The sequence below is a fragment of the Micromonospora sp. NPDC047521 genome (assembly GCF_055587305.1).
Map to the genome: position 1 here is coordinate 97,059 of NZ_JBVJGN010000007.1, position 20,304 is coordinate 117,362.

The 20,304-nt window shown below is 72.0% G+C and carries 18 protein-coding genes; 14 read left to right on the forward strand and 4 right to left on the reverse strand.

Annotation, left to right across the window (positions count from 1 at the left end; all coding sequences use genetic code 11):
- The first annotated feature begins 195 nt into the window (after positions 1–195).
- The 5 genes from ACZ6N8_RS17475 to ACZ6N8_RS17495 all read left to right on the forward strand — a co-directional run bounded on the left by ACZ6N8_RS17475 (position 196) and on the right by ACZ6N8_RS17495 (position 5,570).
- Positions 196–1,494: an ABC transporter substrate-binding protein gene (locus ACZ6N8_RS17475; RefSeq protein WP_466011049.1), complete on the forward strand. Its 1,299-nt coding sequence runs from the start codon at positions 196–198 to the stop codon at positions 1,492–1,494.
- 70 nt (positions 1,495–1,564) lie between these two features.
- Positions 1,565–2,557, forward strand: a complete 993-nt coding sequence (locus ACZ6N8_RS17480) for a carbohydrate ABC transporter permease (protein WP_466011051.1) — start codon at positions 1,565–1,567, stop codon at positions 2,555–2,557.
- A complete protein-coding gene (locus ACZ6N8_RS17485) occupies positions 2,550–3,389 on the forward strand; it encodes a carbohydrate ABC transporter permease (RefSeq protein ID WP_357981638.1) in 840 nt (279 codons plus the stop codon). Before ACZ6N8_RS17480 ends, ACZ6N8_RS17485 begins: the two co-directional genes overlap by 8 nt.
- 29 nt (positions 3,390–3,418) lie before the next feature.
- The gene (locus ACZ6N8_RS17490; RefSeq protein ID WP_466011053.1) at positions 3,419–4,795 is read left to right on the forward strand and encodes a GH1 family beta-glucosidase; all 1,377 of its coding nucleotides are present in this window, start codon (positions 3,419–3,421) and stop codon (positions 4,793–4,795) included.
- A gap of 106 nt (positions 4,796–4,901) precedes the next feature.
- Positions 4,902–5,570 carry a TMEM175 family protein gene (locus ACZ6N8_RS17495; RefSeq protein ID WP_466011055.1) on the forward strand — a complete coding sequence of 223 codons (669 nt, stop codon included), beginning with the start codon at positions 4,902–4,904 and terminating at the stop codon, positions 5,568–5,570.
- On the opposite strand, the gene ACZ6N8_RS17500 is transcribed toward ACZ6N8_RS17495, so the two are convergent.
- Complete coding sequence (locus ACZ6N8_RS17500; RefSeq protein WP_466011057.1) at positions 5,557–6,138, reverse strand: nucleotidyltransferase family protein; 582 nt, start codon at positions 6,136–6,138, stop codon at positions 5,557–5,559. The two genes, ACZ6N8_RS17495 and ACZ6N8_RS17500, sit on opposite strands and share 14 nt — an antisense overlap.
- A gap of 126 nt (positions 6,139–6,264) precedes the next feature.
- Between ACZ6N8_RS17500 and ACZ6N8_RS17505 the strand changes: the two genes are divergently transcribed.
- Genes ACZ6N8_RS17505 through ACZ6N8_RS17530 form a run of 6 tightly spaced genes read left to right on the forward strand, consistent with a single transcriptional unit; the run spans position 6,265 to position 11,413 of the window.
- On the forward strand, positions 6,265–6,762 hold the full coding sequence (locus tag ACZ6N8_RS17505; RefSeq protein WP_466011403.1) for a 2Fe-2S iron-sulfur cluster-binding protein: 498 nt from the start codon (positions 6,265–6,267) through the stop codon (positions 6,760–6,762).
- Positions 6,759–7,742 (forward strand): FAD binding domain-containing protein, encoded by a 984-nt coding sequence (locus tag ACZ6N8_RS17510; RefSeq protein WP_466011058.1) that lies wholly within the window; start codon positions 6,759–6,761, stop codon positions 7,740–7,742. The genes ACZ6N8_RS17505 and ACZ6N8_RS17510 overlap by 4 nt, the downstream gene beginning before the upstream one ends.
- Complete coding sequence (locus ACZ6N8_RS17515; RefSeq protein ID WP_466011060.1) at positions 7,739–9,829, forward strand: xanthine dehydrogenase family protein molybdopterin-binding subunit; 2,091 nt, start codon at positions 7,739–7,741, stop codon at positions 9,827–9,829. The genes ACZ6N8_RS17510 and ACZ6N8_RS17515 overlap by 4 nt, the downstream gene beginning before the upstream one ends.
- A 28-nt stretch (positions 9,830–9,857) precedes the next feature.
- Positions 9,858–10,223 (forward strand): ArsR/SmtB family transcription factor, encoded by a 366-nt coding sequence (locus tag ACZ6N8_RS17520; protein ID WP_466011061.1) that lies wholly within the window; start codon positions 9,858–9,860, stop codon positions 10,221–10,223.
- Positions 10,223–10,864, forward strand: a complete 642-nt coding sequence (locus ACZ6N8_RS17525) for an SRPBCC family protein (RefSeq protein ID WP_466011062.1) — start codon at positions 10,223–10,225, stop codon at positions 10,862–10,864. Before ACZ6N8_RS17520 ends, ACZ6N8_RS17525 begins: the two co-directional genes overlap by 1 nt.
- 33 nt (positions 10,865–10,897) lie before the next feature.
- On the forward strand, positions 10,898–11,413 hold the full coding sequence (locus tag ACZ6N8_RS17530; RefSeq protein ID WP_466011063.1) for an NUDIX domain-containing protein: 516 nt from the start codon (positions 10,898–10,900) through the stop codon (positions 11,411–11,413).
- 28 nt (positions 11,414–11,441) lie between these two features.
- Here the strand turns inward: ACZ6N8_RS17530 and ACZ6N8_RS17535 are convergent, their stop codons facing one another.
- The 3 genes from ACZ6N8_RS17535 to ACZ6N8_RS17545 all read right to left on the reverse strand — a co-directional run bounded on the left by ACZ6N8_RS17535 (position 11,442) and on the right by ACZ6N8_RS17545 (position 16,815).
- Positions 11,442–13,382: an ABC transporter ATP-binding protein gene (locus tag ACZ6N8_RS17535; RefSeq protein WP_466011404.1), complete on the reverse strand. Its 1,941-nt coding sequence runs from the start codon at positions 13,380–13,382 to the stop codon at positions 11,442–11,444.
- Positions 13,383–13,457: 75 nt separating this feature from the next.
- Positions 13,458–14,915, reverse strand: coding sequence for an ATP-binding protein (locus tag ACZ6N8_RS17540; RefSeq protein WP_466011064.1), 1,458 nt, complete (start codon positions 14,913–14,915; stop codon positions 13,458–13,460).
- Between the two features lie 232 nt (positions 14,916–15,147).
- A complete protein-coding gene (locus ACZ6N8_RS17545; protein ID WP_466011066.1) occupies positions 15,148–16,815 on the reverse strand; it encodes an NAD(P)/FAD-dependent oxidoreductase in 1,668 nt (555 codons plus the stop codon).
- A 134-nt stretch (positions 16,816–16,949) separates the two neighbouring features.
- Here ACZ6N8_RS17545 and ACZ6N8_RS17550 point away from each other — a divergent pair, with 134 nt between their 5' ends.
- From ACZ6N8_RS17550 to ACZ6N8_RS17560, 3 genes are all read left to right on the forward strand, one after another.
- Entirely contained in the window at positions 16,950–19,184 is a 2,235-nt protein-coding gene (locus ACZ6N8_RS17550) for a hypothetical protein (RefSeq protein WP_466011068.1), read from the forward strand.
- Positions 19,185–19,216: 32 nt separating this feature from the next.
- Positions 19,217–19,708 carry an SsrA-binding protein SmpB gene (smpB, locus tag ACZ6N8_RS17555; protein ID WP_139586031.1) on the forward strand — a complete coding sequence of 164 codons (492 nt, stop codon included), beginning with the start codon at positions 19,217–19,219 and terminating at the stop codon, positions 19,706–19,708.
- 129 nt (positions 19,709–19,837) lie between these two features.
- A complete protein-coding gene (locus ACZ6N8_RS17560; RefSeq protein WP_466011070.1) occupies positions 19,838–20,230 on the forward strand; it encodes an SCO5389 family protein in 393 nt (130 codons plus the stop codon).
- Positions 20,231–20,304: the final 74 nt, after the last annotated feature.

The following is a 20,304-nucleotide window of genomic DNA, read 5'->3' on the forward strand; positions in this document are numbered from 1 at the left end:
ACCGCCCCGTGCTTGACGACCCACCGACCAGCAACTTTAATGACGACATAAATTAAGCCGTGATGTAACTCCCGGGAAACGCCGACGGACCCCGACGGCGCACCCCCGAACCCTGTCCGCGGCCGGCCGCCCGTCGCCCACCCCTATCGGTGACGAAGGCCGGCGGACCCCCACCACGCACCGGAAGGGCAGACCGTGTCGAGACGACACCTCGGGATATTCACCGCCGCCGTACTGGCAGCGGCATCGCTCACCGCCTGCGGCGGCTCCGGCGACGACTCCGCCGCATCGCCCAAGACGCTCACCTACTGGGCCAGCAACCAGGGCGCCAGCCTGGAGGCGGACAAGACCATCCTCCAGCCGGAGCTGGACAAGTTCGAGAAGCAGACCGGGATCAAGGTCACCGTGGAGGTGGTCCCCTGGTCGGACCTGCTCAACCGCCTGCTGGCCGCCGCCACCTCCGGCAAGGGCCCGGACGTGGTCAACATCGGCAACACCTGGTCGGCGTCGTTGCAGGCCACCGGCGCGCTCGTCGAGTTCGACGACGCCACCCTGCAGGCCGTGGGCGGCAAGGACCGGATCGTGCCCGCCGCGCTCGCCGCCGCCGGCGCCCCCGGCAAGCCGCCGGCCGCCGTGCCGCTCTACAGCATGGCGTACAGCCTGTACTACAACAAGAAGATGTTCGCCGACGCGGGCATCACCGCGCCGCCGACCACCTGGGAGCAGGTCGCCGAGTACGGCAAGAAGCTCTCCACCGGCGGCAGGTGGGGCCTCGCGATCGAGGGGGCCAACCCGTCGGAGAACGCGCACCACGCCTTCACCTTCAGCCAGCAGTACGGCGGCGAGTGGTTCGACTCGGCCGGCAAGCCGACCTTCGACACCCCGCAGAACGTCTCGGCCATCAAGCGCTACATCGACTTCATGGCCGCAGACAAGATCACCAACCCGAGCAACGCCGAGTACGCGCAGAACCAGTCGGTCTCCGACTTCGCCAACGGCAAGGCCGCCATGCTGCTCTGGCAGTCCGCCGGCTCGAACCTCAAGACGCAGAACATGCCCGCCGACGCGTACGGGGTGGCCCCGGTGCCGTTCCTGGCCAGCCCGCCGGCCGGCGGGAAGAAGGTCAACAGCATGGTCGCCGGGATCAACATGGCGGTCTTCAAGCACACCAAGAACAAGGACGGCGCGCTGAGCTTCGTGAAGTTCATGACCAGCGACGAGGAGCAGACGATCCTCAACAAGACGTACGGCTCGCTGCCGGCGGTCAAGACCGCGGGCTCCGACCCGGCGTTCACCGCCCCGGAGCAGAAGACCATCCAGGAGACCCTGGTCACCACCGCGGCGCCGCTGCCGCAGGTGCCCGAGGAGAGCACCTTCGAGACCCTGGTCGGCACCGCGATGAAGGAGCTGTTCGCCGACGCGGCCAGCGGCAAGCCGGTCACCGAGGCATCGGTGAAGGCCAAGCTGACCGAGGCGCAGCAGAAGATGCGCTGACCCAGGCGTCACAGGTGGCCGTGGTCGGGCGTCGAGCCCGGCCACGGCCACCGCCTCCGAGAGGACCCCGATGGCAACCAGCACCACCGCGCCGGACGCCGGCCGGCGCGAACCCCGGGCCGGGAAACCTGCCCGGGAGCCGGCCCGCCGGCCCCGCGGCCCGCGCCGCTCACTCCTGCCGTACCTGCTGCTCGCACCGGCCGTCGTGCTGGAACTCGCCGTCCACGTGATCCCGATGGTGGTCGGGGTCTGGATGAGCCTGCTGGAGCTGACCCAGTTCCACATCCGCGACTGGTCCACCGCACCCTTCGTCGGGTGGGACAACTACCGGGCGACGCTCGACATCAACAGCGCCGCCGGCAAGGAACTGCTGCACTCGTTCTGGATCACCCTGGCGTACAGCCTGCTGTCGGTCGGGTTCGCCTGGCTTCTCGGCATCTCGGCGGCGGTGGTGCTGCAACGACCGTTCCGGGGACGGGCCCTGCTGCGGGCGCTGTTCCTCACCCCGTACGCGCTGCCGGTCTACGCCGCGGTGATCACCTGGAGCTTCCTGCTGCAACGCGACACCGGCCTGGTCAACCACGTCCTCGTGGACCAACTCGGCCTGCTCAACGAACGGCCGTTCTGGCTGATCGGCGACAACAGCTTCTGGTCGCTGCTCGTGGTGTCGGTGTGGCGCAACTGGCCGTTCGCGTTCCTGTGCCTGATGGCCGGCCTGCAGAACGTGCCAGGCGAGCTGTACGAGGCCGCCGCCATCGACGGCGCCGGTTTCTGGCGCCGGCTGCGCTCGGTCACCCTGCCCATGCTGCGGCCGGTGAACCTGGTGCTGCTGCTGGTGCTGTTCCTGTGGACGTTCAACGACTTCAACACGCCGTTCGTGCTGTTCGGCGGTTCCGCCCCGGAGCAGGCCGACCTGATCTCCATCCACATCTACCGCAGCTCCTTCAAGACCTGGGACTTCGGCTCCGGCTCGGCCATGTCGGTGGCACTGCTGCTGTTCCTGCTCGTCGTCTCGGCCGCGTACCTGCTGATCACCAACCGTCGGAGGGACGACCATGCGTGAGACCGCCGGTGAGCGCTGGGGCCGGCGCATCGTGCTGACCCTGCTCACCCTCTTCGTCGTCATCCCGCTGTACGTGATGGTCACCTCGGCGGCGAAGCCGTTGCAGGACGTGCAGAACGGTTTCACCTGGTGGCCCAGTCGACCCACCCTGCAACCGTTCGTCGACATGTGGAGCACCGTGCCGCTGGCCCGGTACCTGGTGAACAGCCTCGTGGTGTCGAGCATCGCGGCGATCTGCTCGGTGGCGGTGGCCATCTTCGCCGCGTTCGCGGTCAGCCGGTACCGGTTCCGGGGTCGGGGGGTCTTCTCGGTGACGGTGCTGTCCACCCAGATGTTCCCCGGCATCCTGTTCCTGCTGCCGCTGTTCCTCATCTACGTCAACCTGGGCAACGCGACAGGCATCGAGCTGTACGCCAGCCGTACCGGCCTGATCATCACGTACCTGACGTTCTCGCTGCCGTTCTCGATCTGGATGCTTGTCGGCTACTTCGACTCGATCCCCCGGGGGCTGGACGAGGCGGCGCAGGTCGACGGGGCCGGGCCGCTGCGCATCCTGTTCCGGGTCATCCTGCCGGCCGCCGTGCCGGGCGTCGTCGCGGTCACCGTGTACGCGTTCATGACCGCCTGGGGTGAGGTGCTCTTCGCCTCGGTGATGACCGACGAGGGCAGCCGCACCCTGGCCGTCGGCCTGCAGGGCTACTCCACCCAGTTCAACGTCTACTGGAACCAGATCATGGCCGCCTCGCTTGTGGTCAGCATCCCGGTCGTCGCCGGATTCCTGGCCCTTCAGCGGTACTTCGTCGCAGGCCTCACCGCCGGCGCGGTCAAGTGAGCCATCCAACCCCAGAGGAGAACCGTCCCGTGCCCGACCTGTCCAACCTGCCACCCGACTTCCTCTGGGGGGTGGCCACCGCGGCGTACCAGATCGAGGGGGCCGTCGACGTCGACGGCCGGTCGCCGTCCATCTGGGACACCTTCTCGGCGACCCCCGGCACTGTCGACAACGGCGACACCGGTGCGGTGGCGTGCGACCACTACCACAGGTGGCCGGAGGACCTGGCGCTGCTGCGCCGGCTCGGCGTGGACGCGTACCGGTTCTCGGTGGCCTGGCCCCGGGTGATGCCCGACGGCGTCGGGCGGGTCAACGCCGCCGGGCTGGACTTCTACGACCGACTCGTCGACACGCTGCTCACCGACGGGATCCGGCCGTTCGTCACCCTCTACCACTGGGACCTGCCACAGATCCTCCAGGATCGGGGTGGTTGGCCGGCGCGGGCAACCGCCGAGGCGTTCGCCGACTACGCGGCGGTGGTCGCAGACCGTCTCGGCGACCGGGTGGCCGACTGGTGCACGGTCAACGAGCCGCTCTGCGTGTCCTGGATCGGGCACCTGGAGGGCAACATGGCCCCCGGCGAACGGGACCTGACCCGGGCGGTGCACACCTCGCACCACGTGCTGCTCGGGCACGGCCTGGCGACCCAGGCGATCCGTGCCAACGCCGCCCGCCCGGCCTCGGTGGGCCTGGTGCTCAACCTCAGCCCGATCGAGCCGGCCACCGACCGCCCCGAGGACGTCGCGGCGGCGCGGCGGGCCGACGGGCACGTCAACAGGTGGTGGCTGGACCCGATCCACGAGCGTGGCTACCCCGCCGACATGGTGGCCACGTACGGGGTCGAACCGCCGGTACGCGGCGACGACCTTGCGGTGATCGCCACGCCCACCGACTTCCTCGGCGTGAACTACTACTTCCGTCAGCTCGTCGTCGACGACCCGACCGGCGCGGCGCCGTACGCCAGGCAGGTGCCGGTGCCCGGCTCGGTGGAGACCGCGATGGGCTGGGAGGTGTACCCGGCGGGCCTGGAGCGGCTGCTTGTGGACGTGCACGAGGAGTACCGGCCGGGCCGGATCATCGTCACCGAGAGCGGTTCGGCGTGGCCGGACGAGGTCACCGCCGAGGGCGCCGTGGAGGACAAGGAGCGCACCGACCACCTGGAGCAGCACCTGGCGGCCTGCGCGGCGGCGGTGGCGAGGGGCGTGCCGCTGGACGGCTACTTCGTCTGGTCGCTGCTCGACAACTTCGAGTGGGCGTACGGCTACGACAAGCGCTTCGGGCTGGTGCACGTCGACTACGCCACGCAGCGCCGCACGGTGAAGGCCAGCGGTCTGCGCTACGCCGAGCTGATCCGCGCCCACCAGGCTCTCGCCGGGACGACCGGGGCGGCCGCGCCGGTGGCGTGAGACGGGGGCCGTTCGGCCGGCCGCCCGGGGTGACCCGGGCGGCCGCTCCCGTCCGGATCGGACAAAAACGCCGCCGACCGCCGTCCGCAGTGGCTAGCCTGCGGCAATGTCCGCAGCACCCGACGAGGTCGAGCAGCCCGACGCCGGGGCACGGGTGTCCGGGATCGACCGGATGACGGCCTTCAGCGACGGCGTCTTCGCCATCGTCATCACGTTGCTGGTCATCGATCTGCGGGTGCCGGAGTACCACGAGGGCGAACTGCTGGACGGCCTGCTCGGCGAGGGCGCCTCGTACCTGGCCTTCGTGGTGTCCTTCGTCTACGTCGGCGTGCTCTGGCTCAACCACCACGCCCTGCTGCGGCTGATCCGCGGCACCACCCTCACGCTGAGCTGGATCAACCTCGGCGTCCTCTTCGGCGCGGTGATCATTCCGTTTCCCACAGCGGTGCTGGCGTCGGCGTTCACCCACGGCGACACCAACGACCAGCGCGCGGCCGTGGCCCTGTACGCGCTGAGCGCCGCGCTGATGTCGGCCCCGTGGCTGGCGTTCTTCAGTTACCTGCACCGTCACCCGGCGCTGCTGCACCGCCGGATCACCCCCGACTACGCGCGCCGGCAGCGCCTGCGACCGATCACCGGGCTCGTGCTGTACGGGCTGGGCGGCCTGCTCGGCTGGTTCGTCAACCCGCTGCTCGGTCTGATCGCCGTCATCGTCATGATCACTTATCACGCCGTGACCAGCGAGGGGCTGCCCCGCTGGCTCACCCGTCACTGAGGGCCCGTAGCCGCAGCAGGTCGGCCGGTGTGTCCACGTCGACCGGGGAGCCGACGTCGTCGCAGGGCACCTCGACCACCAGGTCCGGATGGTCGCGCAGCAGGTCGCGGGCGCCCCGGTCGCCGACGGCGTACCGGTCCAGCAGCGGCCAGGCCTGCCGACCGAGCAGGACCGGGTGCCCCGGCCGGCCCGCGTAGGTGGCGACCGCGACGACCGCCCCGCCGGCGTGGGCCGTGCGCACCCGGCGCACCGCGACCGGACTGAGCAGCGGCTGGTCCACCAGGGCCACCACCGCGGCCGGCACGTCCGCGCCCAGCGAGGCCAGGCCCCGGCGCAGCGACGAGCCGAGCCCCTCTGCCCAGCCGTCGTGGCGTACCGGCACCGCGCCGGGCGCGTCGGGCACCTCGTCGGCGCCCGCGCCGAGCACCACGTGCACGGGTACGCACCCGCCGTCGCCCAACAGCCGGACGGCCCGCCGCAGCAGGGGCTCGCCGTCGAACTCCACGAGGGCCTTCGGGCGGCCGTACCGCCGTCCGGCACCGGCGGCCAGCAGCAACCCGGCGGTCACCCGCCTCACCTCCCGTACCGAGTGCTTTGCGTTATTCGCCCTGAGATATACCGACAAAGCTAGTCTGGGCCGGTGCAGGCCGGACCGGAGAACGCGACGACCACCGACGAGCGGCACTCGTCCCGGGTGGCGTTCGACGTCAACGGCGTCCCCCGCGAGGTGACGCTCGACAACCGCACCACGCTGCTCGACGCGCTGCGCGAGCACCTCGACCTGACCGGGGCGAAGAAGGGCTGCGACCACGGCCAGTGCGGCTCCTGCACGGTCCTGCTCGACGGGCGCCGGGTGAAGAGCTGCCTGATCTTCGCCGTCACCCTGGACGGCCGGTCGGTGGTCACCGTGGAAGGGCTGGCCGGGCCGGACGAGCTGTCACCGTTGCAGGCCGCGTTCATCGCGCAGGACGCGTTCCAGTGCGGCTACTGCACCCCCGGGCAGCTCTGCTCCGCCCGGGGAATGCTCGACGAGGTCGAGCGGGGCTGGCCCAGCGCCGTCACCGAGGACCTGGCCGCGCCGCCGGAGCTGACCGACGCGGAGATCCGTGAACGGATGGCCGGCAACCTGTGCCGCTGCGCCGCGTACCCGCACATCGTCGCGGCCGTCCGGGCGACGGCGGCCGCGCGGTGAGGCCCTTTCGCTACCACCGGCCCGCCGACGTGGCGGAGGCGGTCGCCGTGCTCGCGGCCGAGCCGCAGGCGGCGTACCTGGCCGGCGGGACGAACCTCGTCGACCTGATGAAGCTCGGGGTGCAGCGCCCCGACGTACTGGTGGACGTGACCCGGCTGCCGCTGGACACCGTCGAGGAGCTGCCCGACGGCGGACTGCGGATCGGCGCGACGGTGCGCAACAGCGACCTCGCCGCCCACCCGGCGGTCCGCCGCGACTACCCGGTGCTGGCCCGCGCCCTGCTCGCCGCCGCCTCCGGGCAGCTGCGCAACCTGGCCACCACCGGCGGCAACCTGTTGCAGCGCACCCGCTGCGTGTACTTCCAGGACACCGGCAAGGCGTGCAACAAACGCGACCCGGGCAGCGGATGCGCGGCCCTGCACGGCCAGAACCGCGACCTGGCGGTGCTGGACTGGTCCGAGCAGTGCGTCGCCACCCACCCGTCGGACCTCGCGGTGGCCCTCGCCGCGCTGGACGCGGTGGTGGAGGTGCACGACACCGACGGCCCACGGGACGTCCCGCTCGCCGCCCTGCACCGCTCACCCGGCACCCATCCGGAGCGGGAGACCATCCTCGCCCGGGGCGCGCTCATCACTGCCGTGCGGTTGCCGGCGCTGCCGGCCGCGCGCCGTTCGGCGTACCTCAAGGTGCGCGACCGGGCGTCGTTCGCCTTCGCCGCCGGCTCGGTGGCGGCCGTGCTGGACCTGGACGGCGGGGTGGTCCGCGACGTGCGGCTGGCGTACGGGGCGGTGGCCCACCGGCCCTGGCGGGCGTACCGGGCCGAGGAGGAACTGCGCGGTCGACAGTTCAACGCGGAGCTGGCCGCGGCGGCCGCCGACGCCGAGCTGGCCGCGGCGCGTCCCCTGCGGCACAACGGCTTCAAGCTGCCGCTGACCCGGTCCATCACCGTACGGGTGCTCACCGAACTGGCGTCGTCATGAGCACCGACGCGGTCGGCCGGGCGTACCCCCGCCTGGAGGGACGGGAGAAGGTCACGGGCACGGCCCGGTACGCGGTGGAGTACCCGGTCGATGGCGTCACCTACGGCTGGGCGGTGCCCTCGGCCGTGGTGCGGGGCCGGATCACGCGGGTCGACACGGCGGAGGCGCTGGCGTCGCCGGGCGTGCTGGCCGTGGTGCACCACGGCAACGCGCCCCGGCTCGCGCCCGGCCTGGAGGCGGACCTGTGGCTGCTCCAGGAACCGACTGTGCACTACCGGGGGGAGCTGGTCGCCGTCGTGGTGGCCACCAGTCTGGAGGCGGCCCGGGAGGGCGCCCGGCTGGTGCGCATCGACTACGACGCCGGACCGCACAGCACGGCGCTCACCGAGGACCACCCGGGCCTCTACAAGCCGGACCACGTCAACCCCAGCTATCCGACCGACACCGAGGAGGGCGACTTCGACGCCGGGTACGCGGCCGCCCCGGTGCGGGTGGATGCCACCTACCGGACGCCTGCGTACCACAACAACCCGATGGAGCCGCACGCCACCACGGCGCGGTGGCAGGACGGGCGGCTGCTGGTGCACGACTCCAACCAGGGCGCGTCGTCGGTGCGAGCGGCGCTGGCCGAGTTGTTCGAGCTGCCCCGGGAGTCGGTGCGGGTGGTCACCGAGCACGTCGGCGGCGGCTTCGGCAGCAAGGGGTACGCGAAGGCGGCGGTGGTGCTGGCCGCCCTCGCCGCCCGGCACGTGGACCGTCCGGTCAAACTGGCGTTGACCCGCCAGCAGCTGTTCGGGCCGGTCGGCTACCGCACCCCCACCATCCAGCGTGTCCGCCTCGCGGCCGACGCCGACGGGCGACTCACCGCGATCTGCCACGACGCGATGAGCCAGTCCTCGACCATCCTGGAGTTCGCCGAGCAGACCGCCGTCTACACCCGCAGCATGTACGCCGCACCGCATCGCCGCACCACCCACCGGCTGGTCCGTCTCGACGTGCCGACACCGTTCTGGATGCGGGCGCCTGGCGAGTGTCCCGGTGCGTACGCCCTGGAGTCGGCGATGGACGAACTGGCCGTCGCCGTCGGTATCGACCCTGTGGAGCTGCGCATCCGCAACGACACGGCTGTCGACCCCGATCAGGGGCGCCCGTTCACCAGCCGCCACCTGGCGGCCTGCCTGCGCGAGGGGGCCCAGCGGTTCGGGTGGGCCGACCGGGATCCCGCGCCCCGGGCGCGGCGCGACGGGCGCTGGCTCGTCGGGTCCGGTGTGGCCGGGTCGAGCTACCCGGCCCGCGCCAGGCCGTCCTGCGCCACGGCCACCGCGAGGCCCGACGGCGGTTTCCACGTCCGCATCAACGCCACCGACATCGGCACCGGCGCCCGGACGGCGCTGTGGCAGGTGGCCGCCGACGCGCTGGGGGTGCCGCCGGAACGGGTCGGGATCAGCATCGGCGACAGCGATCTGCCGAACGCGCCGGTGGCCGGCGGCTCGATGGGCACCGCGAGTTGGAGTTGGGCGGTGATCCGGGCCTGCCAGGCGCTGCGCGGGAAGCTGCGCGACGGCGTGCCGACCGATGCCGAGGTGAGCGCCGAGGCGGACACCTCCGAGGAGGTCGGCGGACAGCCCGGCCTGCCGCGGTACGCGTACGGGGCGCAGTTCGCCGAGGTCCGGGTGGACGCGACCACCGGCGAGGTACGGCTCAACCGGATGCTCGGGGTGTTCGCGGCGGGCCGGGTGGTCAATCCGACGACGGCCCGCAGCCAGCTCATCGGGGGCATGACGATGGGGCTGTCGATGGCGTTGCACGAGGAGGGTCTGCTCGACGAACGCTACGGCGACTGGGTCAACCACGACCTGGCCACGTACCACATCACCGGCTGCGCGGACGTGGAGTCCATCGAGGCGTACTGGCTGGACGAGCACGACGGCGAGCTGAACCCGGCCGGGGTGAAGGGCATCGGCGAGATCGGCATCGTGGGCTCCGCCGCGGCGGTCGCCAACGCGGTGTTCCACGCCACCGGCGTCCGGATCCGGGACCTGCCGATCCGACTGGACAAGCTCGTCGGAGTTTCAGACTTGGCTTAAATAAGCCAGTAATGATACAACTGTCGTCGTGCACGCCTTCGACGTGCTGGGCGATCCCGTCCGGCGCCGCATCCTGGAACTGCTCGCCGCCGGCGAGCAGACCGCCGGCGCGGTGAGCGCGGTCATCCGCGACGAGTTCGGCATCTCCCAGCCCGCCGTGTCCCAGCACCTGAAGGTGTTGCGGGACAACGGATTCGCCACCGTACGACCGGAAGGCACCCGGCGGCTGTACGCGGTCGACCCGCGCCCGCTGCGCGAGGTCGACGGCTGGCTGGAGCACTTCCGCCGGTTCTGGACCCCGCCCCTGGCAGCACTCGCCACCGAGCTGGCCCGGGGCCGACGCGAGCGTCGGCTGCGCGGGTCGGCCGACCCACCCGACGAGAGGAACACCTGATGTTCGACGCGACCGAGCAGATCAACGCCGTCCAGCGGAAGGTCGGCAACCGCACCCTGGAGGCCGGCGAGGCCCGGGTGGCCACGATCAGCCAGACCTACCAGGCGACCCTCGACGACCTGTGGGACGCCTGCACCAACGCCGAACGCATCCCGCGCTGGTTCCTGCCGATCAGCGGCGACCTGCGACTGCACGGCACGTACCAGCTGGAGGGCAACGCCGGGGGCACCGTGCAGAGCTGCGACCCGCCGCACCGCTTCACCGCGACCTGGGAGTTCGGCGGCGAGGTGAGCTGGATCGAGGTGCGACTCACCCCGGTGGACGAGGAGCGGACCCGCTTCGAGCTGGACCACATCGCCCACGTCGACCAGGACCGGTGGGCCCAGTTCGGGCCCGGCGCCGTCGGCGTCGGCTGGGACCTGGGGCTGCTCGGCCTGGCCACCCACCTGTCCGGCGACGGCAGCGGCGTCCGGCCGGAGGACAGCGCCGAATGGATCGCCTCCGACGAGGGCCGGCGGGCCATGGAGCTGAGCAGCCGACTGTGGGGCGAGGCGAGCGTCGCCGCCGGCACCGACCCCGACCAGGCGCGGGCCGCCGCCGAGCGCACGACCGCCTTCTACACCGGGGCGCCGGCCGCCTGAGGCGCCGCCGCCGGCCGGGTAACGTGCTGGGGCATGACCGGTACGCCGTACTCGCACTGCTCCTACTGCGGCGCGGCCTACCCGGCGGCAGCCGGGTGGCCGCGGGTCTGCGCGGTCTGCGGCGAGACCGTCTGGCGCAACCCCCTGCCCGTCGCGGTGGCGGTGCTGCCGGTCCGCACCGCCACCGGCCTGGGCGTGGTGGTGGTCCGCCGGGACATCGAACCCGCCCGTGGGCAGCTCGCGCTGCCCGGCGGCTTCATCGAGTACGGCGAGGAGTGGTCCGACGCGCTCGTGCGGGAGCTGCGCGAGGAGACCGGGCTGGTGGCCGCCGCCGGGGACGCGCGCCTGTTCGCGGTGCACGGCGCACCGGCGGGCGGCACCATGATGGTCTTCGGGGTGCTGCCCGAGCAGGTGGCGGAGGACCTGCCGCCCTCGGCGCCCACCGACGAGGCGACCGAGTGGCTGGTGCTCACCCACCCGGTCGAACTGGCGTTCTCCACGCACACCCGGGTCCTGGCCGACTTCCTGCGCCCCGACCACCCGGCCTGATCCCGCCCGACATCGGCACGGCCACGGGTCAGCGGGGCAGGGCCTCGTCGGTCCCGGCCCGGTAGCCGGCGGCCTGCAGCTCGAACAGCTCGCGGTAGAGGCCGCCGGCGGCCATCAGCTCGTCGTGGCTGCCCTGCTGGATGAGGCGTCCCTGGTCGAGCACGAAGATCCGGTCGGCGTGCCGCACGTTCGCCAGCCGGTGGGTGATCAGCACGACCGCCCGGTCGGGGTGGCGGCGCAGGTGCTGGAACAGGGCGTGCTCCGCGCGGGCGTCCAGGGCGGCCGACGGCTCGTCGCAGATCAGCAGGGCCGCGTCGCGGTAGAGGCCGCGCGCGGCGACCAACCGTTGCCACTGGCCACCGGACAGCTCGTGGCCGTCCTTGAACTCCCGGTCGAGCAGCGTGTCGTAGCCGTGCGGCAGGCCGACGATCATGTCGTGGGCGGCTGCCGCCCCGGCCGCCTCCTGCACGCTCGGGCCGGGTCGGTCCGGCGGACGGTCGTGCCGGCCGACCCGGATGTTCTGCCCGGCCGTGAACGGGAACTTCCACCACTCCTGGGTCATCACGGCCACCTGCGCGCCGAGAGCACGCGGGTCCAGTTCGGCGGCGTCCACGCCGTCCCACCGGATCACCCCGCCGGTCGGCTGGTACAACCCCGCGATCAGTTTGGCCAGGGTGGTCTTGCCCGAGCCGTTCTCGCCGACCAGCGCCACCACCTCGCCCCGCCGGATGGTGAGGCTTACCCGGACCACCGCCGGGGTGTCGGTGTCCGGGTAGCGCAGGCTCACCTCGTCCAGCTCGATCACGTCGACACCGTCCGTCGACAGGTCGCCGCCGACCGGCACCCGGGCGTGGGCACGAGCCAGGAAGTCCCGGTAGTCCTGGTAGTAGAGGGCGTCCTCGTACAGCGAGTTGGTGGCGACCACCGCGACGCCCATGCTGGTGCGCGCGGACTGCAGGGCGAGCAGGGCGGTCGCGGCGGCGGCCAGGGCGACCATCCCGGCCAGCAGCAGCCCGCCGAGGACCGCGTACACCCCGAAGGTGGCGAGCCCCGCCATCGTCGCGCCGACGACCCGGGTGCCGGTCTGCGAACGGACCAGCCGCAGCTCGGCCCGGGTCTCGACGGCCATCACCCCGCGGTACTCGGCGAGCAGGAAGTCACGCATCTGGTACGCGCGCACCTCGGCCGCGGTACGCCTGTTCGCCATCAGGTGGGCCAGCATCCACATCCGGCGGCGCCTGGTGATCCGGGCCAGCATCGCCAGGTACTCCCGGCGGGCCATCCGTACCGCAGTGGCCGCCTGGGGCACCGCCGCGAGCAGCAGGCACGGCAGCAGCAGCGGCTGGATGACTGTCACCGCGACGGCGGTGGCGAGCATCCCGACCACGCCGGTGACCAGGTTGACCGTGTGGTCGACGATCCACGCGGCCTCGGCCATCCCCCGGTCACGGGCGCGGTCCATCTCCTCGGCGAAACCGGCGTCGTCGAACGCGGCGAGGTCCACCGCCGTGGTGGCCTCGAACAGCCGCAGCTCCACCTGGTAGTTGATCTGCGGGGTCAGCCGTGCCTGCGCCCAGCCCGCCGCGATGGTGAGGCCGCCCCGCGCCGACACCGCCGACGCGGCCACGATCAGCGCCGGCAGGGCCGATCGGACGCGGTCCGGGGTGGGACCGGCGGCGAACAGCTCCCGCAGCACGCTCGTCGTGGCGAGCAGGCCGAACGTGGTCATCACCCCGGCCGCGATGTTCAGGCCGATCGAGGCGACCGTGTCGCGGCGGTTGGTGGACCAGGCCAGCCCGACCGCCTCGCGGACCAGCCGGGGCAGCCGGCGGGCCACCGCCCAGAAGCTGGTGTGCGCGAACTCCTGGGCGTGGTGCAGCCACTCGCGATCCTCCAGCTCCGGGAGCATCGTGTCCGGTGGATCGTCCAGGTTGGCGTCGTCCTCGACGGGGGTGCGCTGGCGGGCCATCGACTCCACGGACCCTCCTCGGGGGGCGGGCATCACGATCGCGCCGAGACTACTGCCAGCAACCAGGTGCTGTCTCTAGGTGATCGGCGCGTCGTGCGGCGCGTCCGGTGCGCCCCCGGCGACCGGGAGCAGCACCCGGAACGTCGTGCGCCCGGGCTCGGTCTCCACCCGGATGTCGCCGTGATGCTTGTGCACCACGATCCGGTACGAGATGTCCAGCCCCAGCCCCGTGCCCGAGCCGACCGGCTTGGTGGTGAAGAACGGTTCGAAGATGCGCGGACGCACCTCCGGCGGAATGCCCGGCCCGGTGTCGATGATCTCCACGGTCAGCAGGTCGTCGACGCGTCCGGTGCGGACGGTCAACACGCCCTTCTCCCCCATCGCACCCAGCGCGTTGTCGATCAGGTTGGTCCACACCTGGTTCAGCTCGGCCGCGTACGCCGGCACCTGCGGCAGGCTCCGGTCATACTCCCGGACCAGCTTGACCTCAGCGGGGATCTTGCCCTTGAACATCACCAGGGTGGCGTCGAGCAGATCGTGCACGTCCACCACCCGGTGCGGCGCGCGGTCCAACTGCGAGTACTGCTTGGCGGCCCCCACCAGGCCGGAGATCCGGGTGACCGCGTCGCCGATCTCGCGCATCAGCAGCTCGGTGTCGACCGTGTAGGTGAGCCACCGCACCGCCGCCTCCAGGTCGGCCGGACCGACCGCCGCCTTCACCTGCGCCAGCCAGGCCGAGTCGAGCCCACCGCCGACCAGGATCGGCGCCAGATCCCAGGCGCCGTCGACCCCGTGCTCCTGGAGCCAGTCGGTGAGCGTGTCCTCGGCGTCGGCAGTGGCCATCGGCGTCAACTTCGGCGCGGTGGCCACCCGGGCGACCGCCTCCTCCTGCAACGAGACGAGGCCGTGCAGGGCACTGCCGTCGAGCCGGCCGTCAGCGATCATGGCGAGTTTGTGACGCATACCGGCGACCCGGTCACGCAGCACCGAGGTGGCCCGCACCGCCGCCGCCGCCGGATTGTTCAGCTCGTGGGTCAGCCCCGCCGAGAGCGAACCGAGAGCCAGCAGCCGCTCCCGCTCCCCGACGATGGTCTGCGAGTCCCGCATGCCGAAGAACAGCCCCTCCAACAGGTGCATGGGCATCGGGAACCAGGTCCGCAGGGCATAGGCGAAGTCCTCAGCCGGCAGCACGAAGAAATCCGCGTCGGTCACCGCCCGCAGGCTGTTGCGGTAGGTCTGATCGACCTGGTCGCCCAGGTACGCCTGAGTGGCCCCGCCGTACACGCCACGCTGGTCGGTCCGGGAGACCTCCACATCGTCGCCGCGCACCTGCCGACTCAGGGCCACCGCACCGCGCAGCAGCACGAAGAAGCACGTCGCCGGCTCACCCTCGCCGTACACGAGGGTGCCGCCGCCACGCTGCTCGACGCGGCCACGCTCGGCCAGCCAGTCGAGCTGACCGTCGTCCAGAGCTTCGAACAGGAACAGGGTACGCAGCTGCGCCGGCGTCAACCGGTCCGACTGACCGCTCACTGGACCTCCTTCGTTCGCGACTGCGGGGCTCGCAAACCCGGCTCACTCCTCGCACTCACTGGGCCTCCTTCGTTCGCGACTGCGGGGCTCGCAAACCCGGCTCACTCCTCGCACTCACCGGGCCTCCTTCGTTCGCGACTGCGGGGCTCGCAAACCCGGCTCACTCCTCGCACTCACCGGGCCTCCTTCGTTCGCGACTGCGGGGCTCGCAAACCCGGCTCACTCCTCGCACTCACTGGGCCTCCAAATAGCGGTGCACGAGAGAGACGGCCATCGCGCCCTCGCCGACGGCCGAGGCGACCCGCTTGACCGACTCGGCCCGTACGTCACCGGCGGCGAACACCCCCGGCACACTCGTCTCCAGGTGGTACGGGTCACGCGACAGCGACCAGCCGGGCGGCCGCCTCCCCCCGGCCAGCAGATCCGGGCCGGTGACGATGAACCCGCGCCCGTCGCGGACCAGCACACCGTCGAGCCAGTCGGTGCGGGGCTCCGCCCCGATGAAGATGAACAGCCAGGACGTGTCCACCGAGCGGGACTGACCGGTACGGGTGTCGCAGAGGGTGAGCTGTTGCAGATGCCCCTCCCCCGCCGCGCCGGTCACCGCCGTGTGCGGGTGCACGGTGATCCGGTCGATCCGCTCCAGCTGGTCGATCAGGTACCGCGACATCGACGCGGTCAGGTCCGCGCCGCGGATCAGCAGGTGCACCCGGGCCGCGTACCTGGAGAAGTGCACCGCGGCCTGGCCCGCCGAGTTGGCCCCGCCCACGATGTAGACGTCCTGGTCGACGCAGCTCGGCGCCTCCGTCGCGGCGGCGCCGTAGAAGACGCCCCGGCCGGTGAAGTCGGCCAACCCGGGCGCGTCGAGCACCCGGTACGAGACACCGGTGGCCAGCACCACCGTGTGCGCGGCGATCTCGGTGCCGTCGCCGAAGCGCAGCAGCCGGGCGCCGCCCGCCTCGCTGAGCCCGACCACCTCCCGGGCGCTGAGCAGCTCGGCGCCGAACTTCACCGCCTGCCGCCGGGCCCGGTCGGTCAGCTGCGCGCCGGAGACGCCGTCGGGGAAACCCAGGTAGTTCTCGATCCGGCTGCTCTGACCGGCCTGCCCTCCGGTGGCGCGGCGCTCGACGAGCACCGTACGCAGCCCCTCCGAGGCGCCGTACACCGCCGAGCCCAGGCCGGCCGGGCCGCCGCCGATCACCACGAGGTCGTAGAAGTCCGACGCCGGCACGACAGTCAACCCGGCCAGGGCGGCCAACTCGGCCTCGCTGGGTGCGACGAGCGCCTTGCCCTCGGCGGTCACCACAAGCGGCACGTCCGCCTCGGTGGCACCGGCGGCGTCGAGCAGCCGGGCACCCTCCGGATCGTCGGCCAGCAGCCACCGGTACGGCACCAGGTTGCGGGCCAGGAAGTCACGGACCTTGAACGACGGGGCGGACCAGCGGTGCCCGACGACCCGGATCTCGGCGCTCGCCGCGTCCGGGGTGACCGACCACGCCTCCAGCAGGGTGTCCACCACCGGGTACAGCTTCTCCTCCGGCGGGTGCCAGGGCTTGAGCAGATAGTGGTCCAGGTCCACCACGTTGATCGCCTCGATCGCGGCGTCGGTGTCCGTGTACGCCGTGAGCAGCACCCGGCGGGCGGCCGGGAAGATGTCCATCGCCGCTTCCAGGAACTCGACGCCTGTCATCTCCGGCATCCGGTGGTCGGCCAGCAGCAGCGCCACCTGTTCGCCGCGCAGCTTCACCTCGCGCAGCGCGTCCAACGCCTCCGGGCCGGACGAGGCGCGCAGCACCCGGTAGCGGTCGCCGTAGCGGCGCCTGATGTCCCGAGCCACGGCCCGGGACACCACGGGGTCGTCGTCGACGGTCAGGATCACCGGGTTCGCCATGGCGACCATGAAACCACCTGCCGCGCGAGCGGCGCACCACCGCGTGGCGCACCCCGCACGGTTGATCAGCGACAACCCGGGTAAGCGGCGGAGCCGTGCGGGCGGCTGACGGCCGTCCGGTTGCCGCACACCTCGGGGGGCCCATGGCGGACTCGGCGCCGACCGGACCGGCGACGTCGTCGGACGGGATCGTGGAGCTGCGCGTGCACGGTGTCTCCGGGGCCGGCGCGGACCGGGTGTTGAACAGGCCGTACGTGTACCAGGTCGCCGGTGACCGCAGTGGCGGGTTCTACCGGCCGCGTCCGGGCTACCCCGACTCGACCGGGACCGACGGTGTGACGCTCGAGGCGTACCGCTGGAGCGAGCTGCCGTCCGGCACGGCCGCGCGGACGCTGTCGCTTGTGTTCCTGCTGCCGTTCATGCTGTGCAACGTGGCGCTCTGGATGCGCCCGGCGAACCCGTCGGCGAAGTACGGCTTCATGGCGCTGTGCCGCGTGCTCGCCCTCACCCTCACGATGCTCTACGTGCTCTCCATCGTCGGGGTGGCGCTGGACCTGATCGCCTGGCGCTGCATGGGCATGCCGTCCTGCCTCGCCGGCAGGAGTTCGCTGTCCTGGCTCGGCGGGCGTCCGGTCGGTATTCGCCTGGGCGTGCTGGCGCTGGTGCCGGTCGCCGCCATCGGACTCGTCTGGTGGCTGGGCGCCCGACCCAGCCACCAGTTCGACGCGTTCCGTACCAACGCCCCGCCGCAGGCCTCGAAGCACCGGCTGAGCGCCGTCGGTCAGTGGGACGGCGCACCCCTGGTGGGACGGCTGCGGTCGGTGCACGTGGCGGCGGCGTTCGCCACACTCGACGCCAGCCTGCTCACGGCGCGGGCCAGTCAGCACGCCTCGCGGGTGATGGTGGTGCTGGTGGTGGCCACCGGGGCGGTACTGGTGGCCTGTGTGCTCCTGCTGAGCGTGGTGCCGAGCATCGACCGGCCGGGGGCGGCGCCGGGCGTGGACGGCGCCACCCGGGGGCTGCGCACGATCGCCTGCGGCCTCACCATCCTGGTGATCGTGCACGTCGTCATCAGTCCGGCTCCATGGCCGCAGCGCGGCGCGCTGCCCGGCTACGGCGCGCTCGTGGCCTGGCTGTTCGTGAGCCAGACCGTGCTTGTCGCCGCCTTGGCCGTGGAGGTGCTCTGGCGGCGCGGCGACGGGCAGCGCAAGGCGGCGATACGGGCGCTGGGTGCACCTGTCTTCGTCACCATCGCCGCCGGCCTCGCCGTGGCCTTCGCCGCGGAACTGGTCTACCGGGTCGCGGACCTGCTCGACCGCGAGGGGACGACCGCGGACCGGATGGCCACCAGCCCTCCCCTGCCGTACACGTGGGCGATCTTCGGTTTTTTCCTCGCCGTGCTGAGCGCCCTGGTGGTGGCCGCCGCGCTTACCGTGCTGACCGCGCCGGGGCGACGGCGGGCCGCTCGGGCGATCGTGGCCGCCGACTTCCCGCACGCGCCGCCGGAGGCGGCGGACCGGCTGCGGCGGGTGGAGCAGGCCGTGGCCCGCGCCCGGTTCACCGAACGGCTGGAACCGCTCGCGGTGGTGTATGCCGTGCTGGCCGCGCTCGGTCTGGCCACGAGCGTGCTCGGTCTGATCCAGCTCTACCCCGGGGACGCGGCGCAGCGCTCCGTCGGGGTGCCCGAGAAGATGGTCAGCTTCCTGATCGACTCGGGCAGCTACGTGATCGCCGGGCTTCTCCTCTGGCTGGTGATCGGCGGTCTCTTCGCGTACCGGACGGCCGGGTTCCGCCGGTACGTGGGCGTGCTGTGGGACCTGGGCACCTTCTGGCCCCGGGGCGCGCACCCCTTCGCGCCTCCCTGCTACGCCGAGCGGGCCGTGCCGGAGCTGACCAAACGCATCTCCTACCTGGTCGAGCAGGGTCATCGGGTCCTGCTCGCCGGGCACAGTCACGGCTCGGTGCTGCTCGCCGCGACGGTGCTGCAACTCCCGCCCCGGATCACCGACCGGGTCGCGTTGCTGACCTACGGGTCTCCGCTGGGCCGGCTGTACTCGCGGCTGTTCCCCGCGTACGCCGACGACGCGGCGTTGCGCGAGATCGGTGAGCGGGTCGGCTGGCGGTGGCTCAACCTGTGGCGGGACACCGACCCGATCGGCGGCTGGATCTTCGCGTCGCACCGGCCCGGCGAGGTGGAGAAGCTGACCGGGCCCGCGGCGACTGTCGACCGCCGGTTGACCGACCCGGAGGACGTGGTGGCGCCGCCCAGCGACAGCGTGCCACCGCCGATCATGGGGCACTGGCCGTGCGAGTCGCAGGAGGCGTTCGCCGACGCGGTACGGGAGTTGGTGGGGAGGCTGCGCACGACCACCCGGTGACCGGCTGACGCCGGGGCGGATATCGTCGCCGGGTGAGCCCGTCCAAGCAGCCCGACCGCCGGTTGATCGCCTCGAACAAGAAGGCCCGGCACGAGTACACGGTGCTGCGCACCTACGAGGCGGGCATCGTGCTGGTCGGCACCGAGGTGAAGTCGCTGCGTGAGGGGCGGGCCTCGCTGGTGGACGCGTTCGCGCACGAACGCGACGGCGAGATCGTGCTGTACGGCCTGCACATCGCCGAGTACGCGTACGGCACGTGGACGAACCACGCTCCCCGGCGCAACCGCAAGCTGCTGCTGCACCGAGCGGAGATCGACCGGATCCTGGACAAGGTCCGCGAGGGTGGCGTGACGCTGGTGCCGCTGTCGATGTACTTCGAGAACGGGTACGCCAAGGTCGAGCTGGCCCTGGCCAAGGGCAAGCGCTCCTACGACAAGCGGCAGACGCTCGCCGAGCGGGACGCCAACCGCGAGATCGCCCGCGAGCTGGGTCGACACCTCAAGGGTCACCCCCGGCGTCCCTGATCTGCCTGTTCACCGCGCGGCCCGGAACCCGCCGCGCCGTCGTCGTTGACGTCGTCCCCACGACGTGGTGTGCTCACTCCGACGCCGTTAATGAAAACGGTAACCATTAGCTTGAAGCTGAGGAGAATCATGTCACTCACCGTCCCGCCCGCCCTGCTCGACGCCGCCGAACGCGGCCCCGTCGACGACGAGGCGTTCGTCGCCTGCGTCCGCGATTCCCTGCCGTACGCCTGGGCCACCGTCAGCCGTGTGGTGGCCGACCTGGAATCCGGTGACGCCGACGTGGCCGACAACGTCATCCCGCCGCCCACCGACGAGGACCGGGGACAACTGCTGCGGGCGCTCGCGAGCGACGCCATCCGCGCCGGCCTGGAACGGCACTTCGGCGTACGCCTGGCCTTCCAGAACTGCCACCGGGTCGCCGCGTTCCGCCCGTCGGCGGTCGACGGGGAGCGGTACCGGCGCTTCGTGTCGACCCGCGGCCAGTTGCTCAACCAGTCCCCCGAAATGCGCAACTGCTGAGACCTCCGCCCGGCGGGGAGTAGACCCTTCGGAAAGGTCGTCGCATGTGCAAAGCACTTCGCCCGTATTCCCCT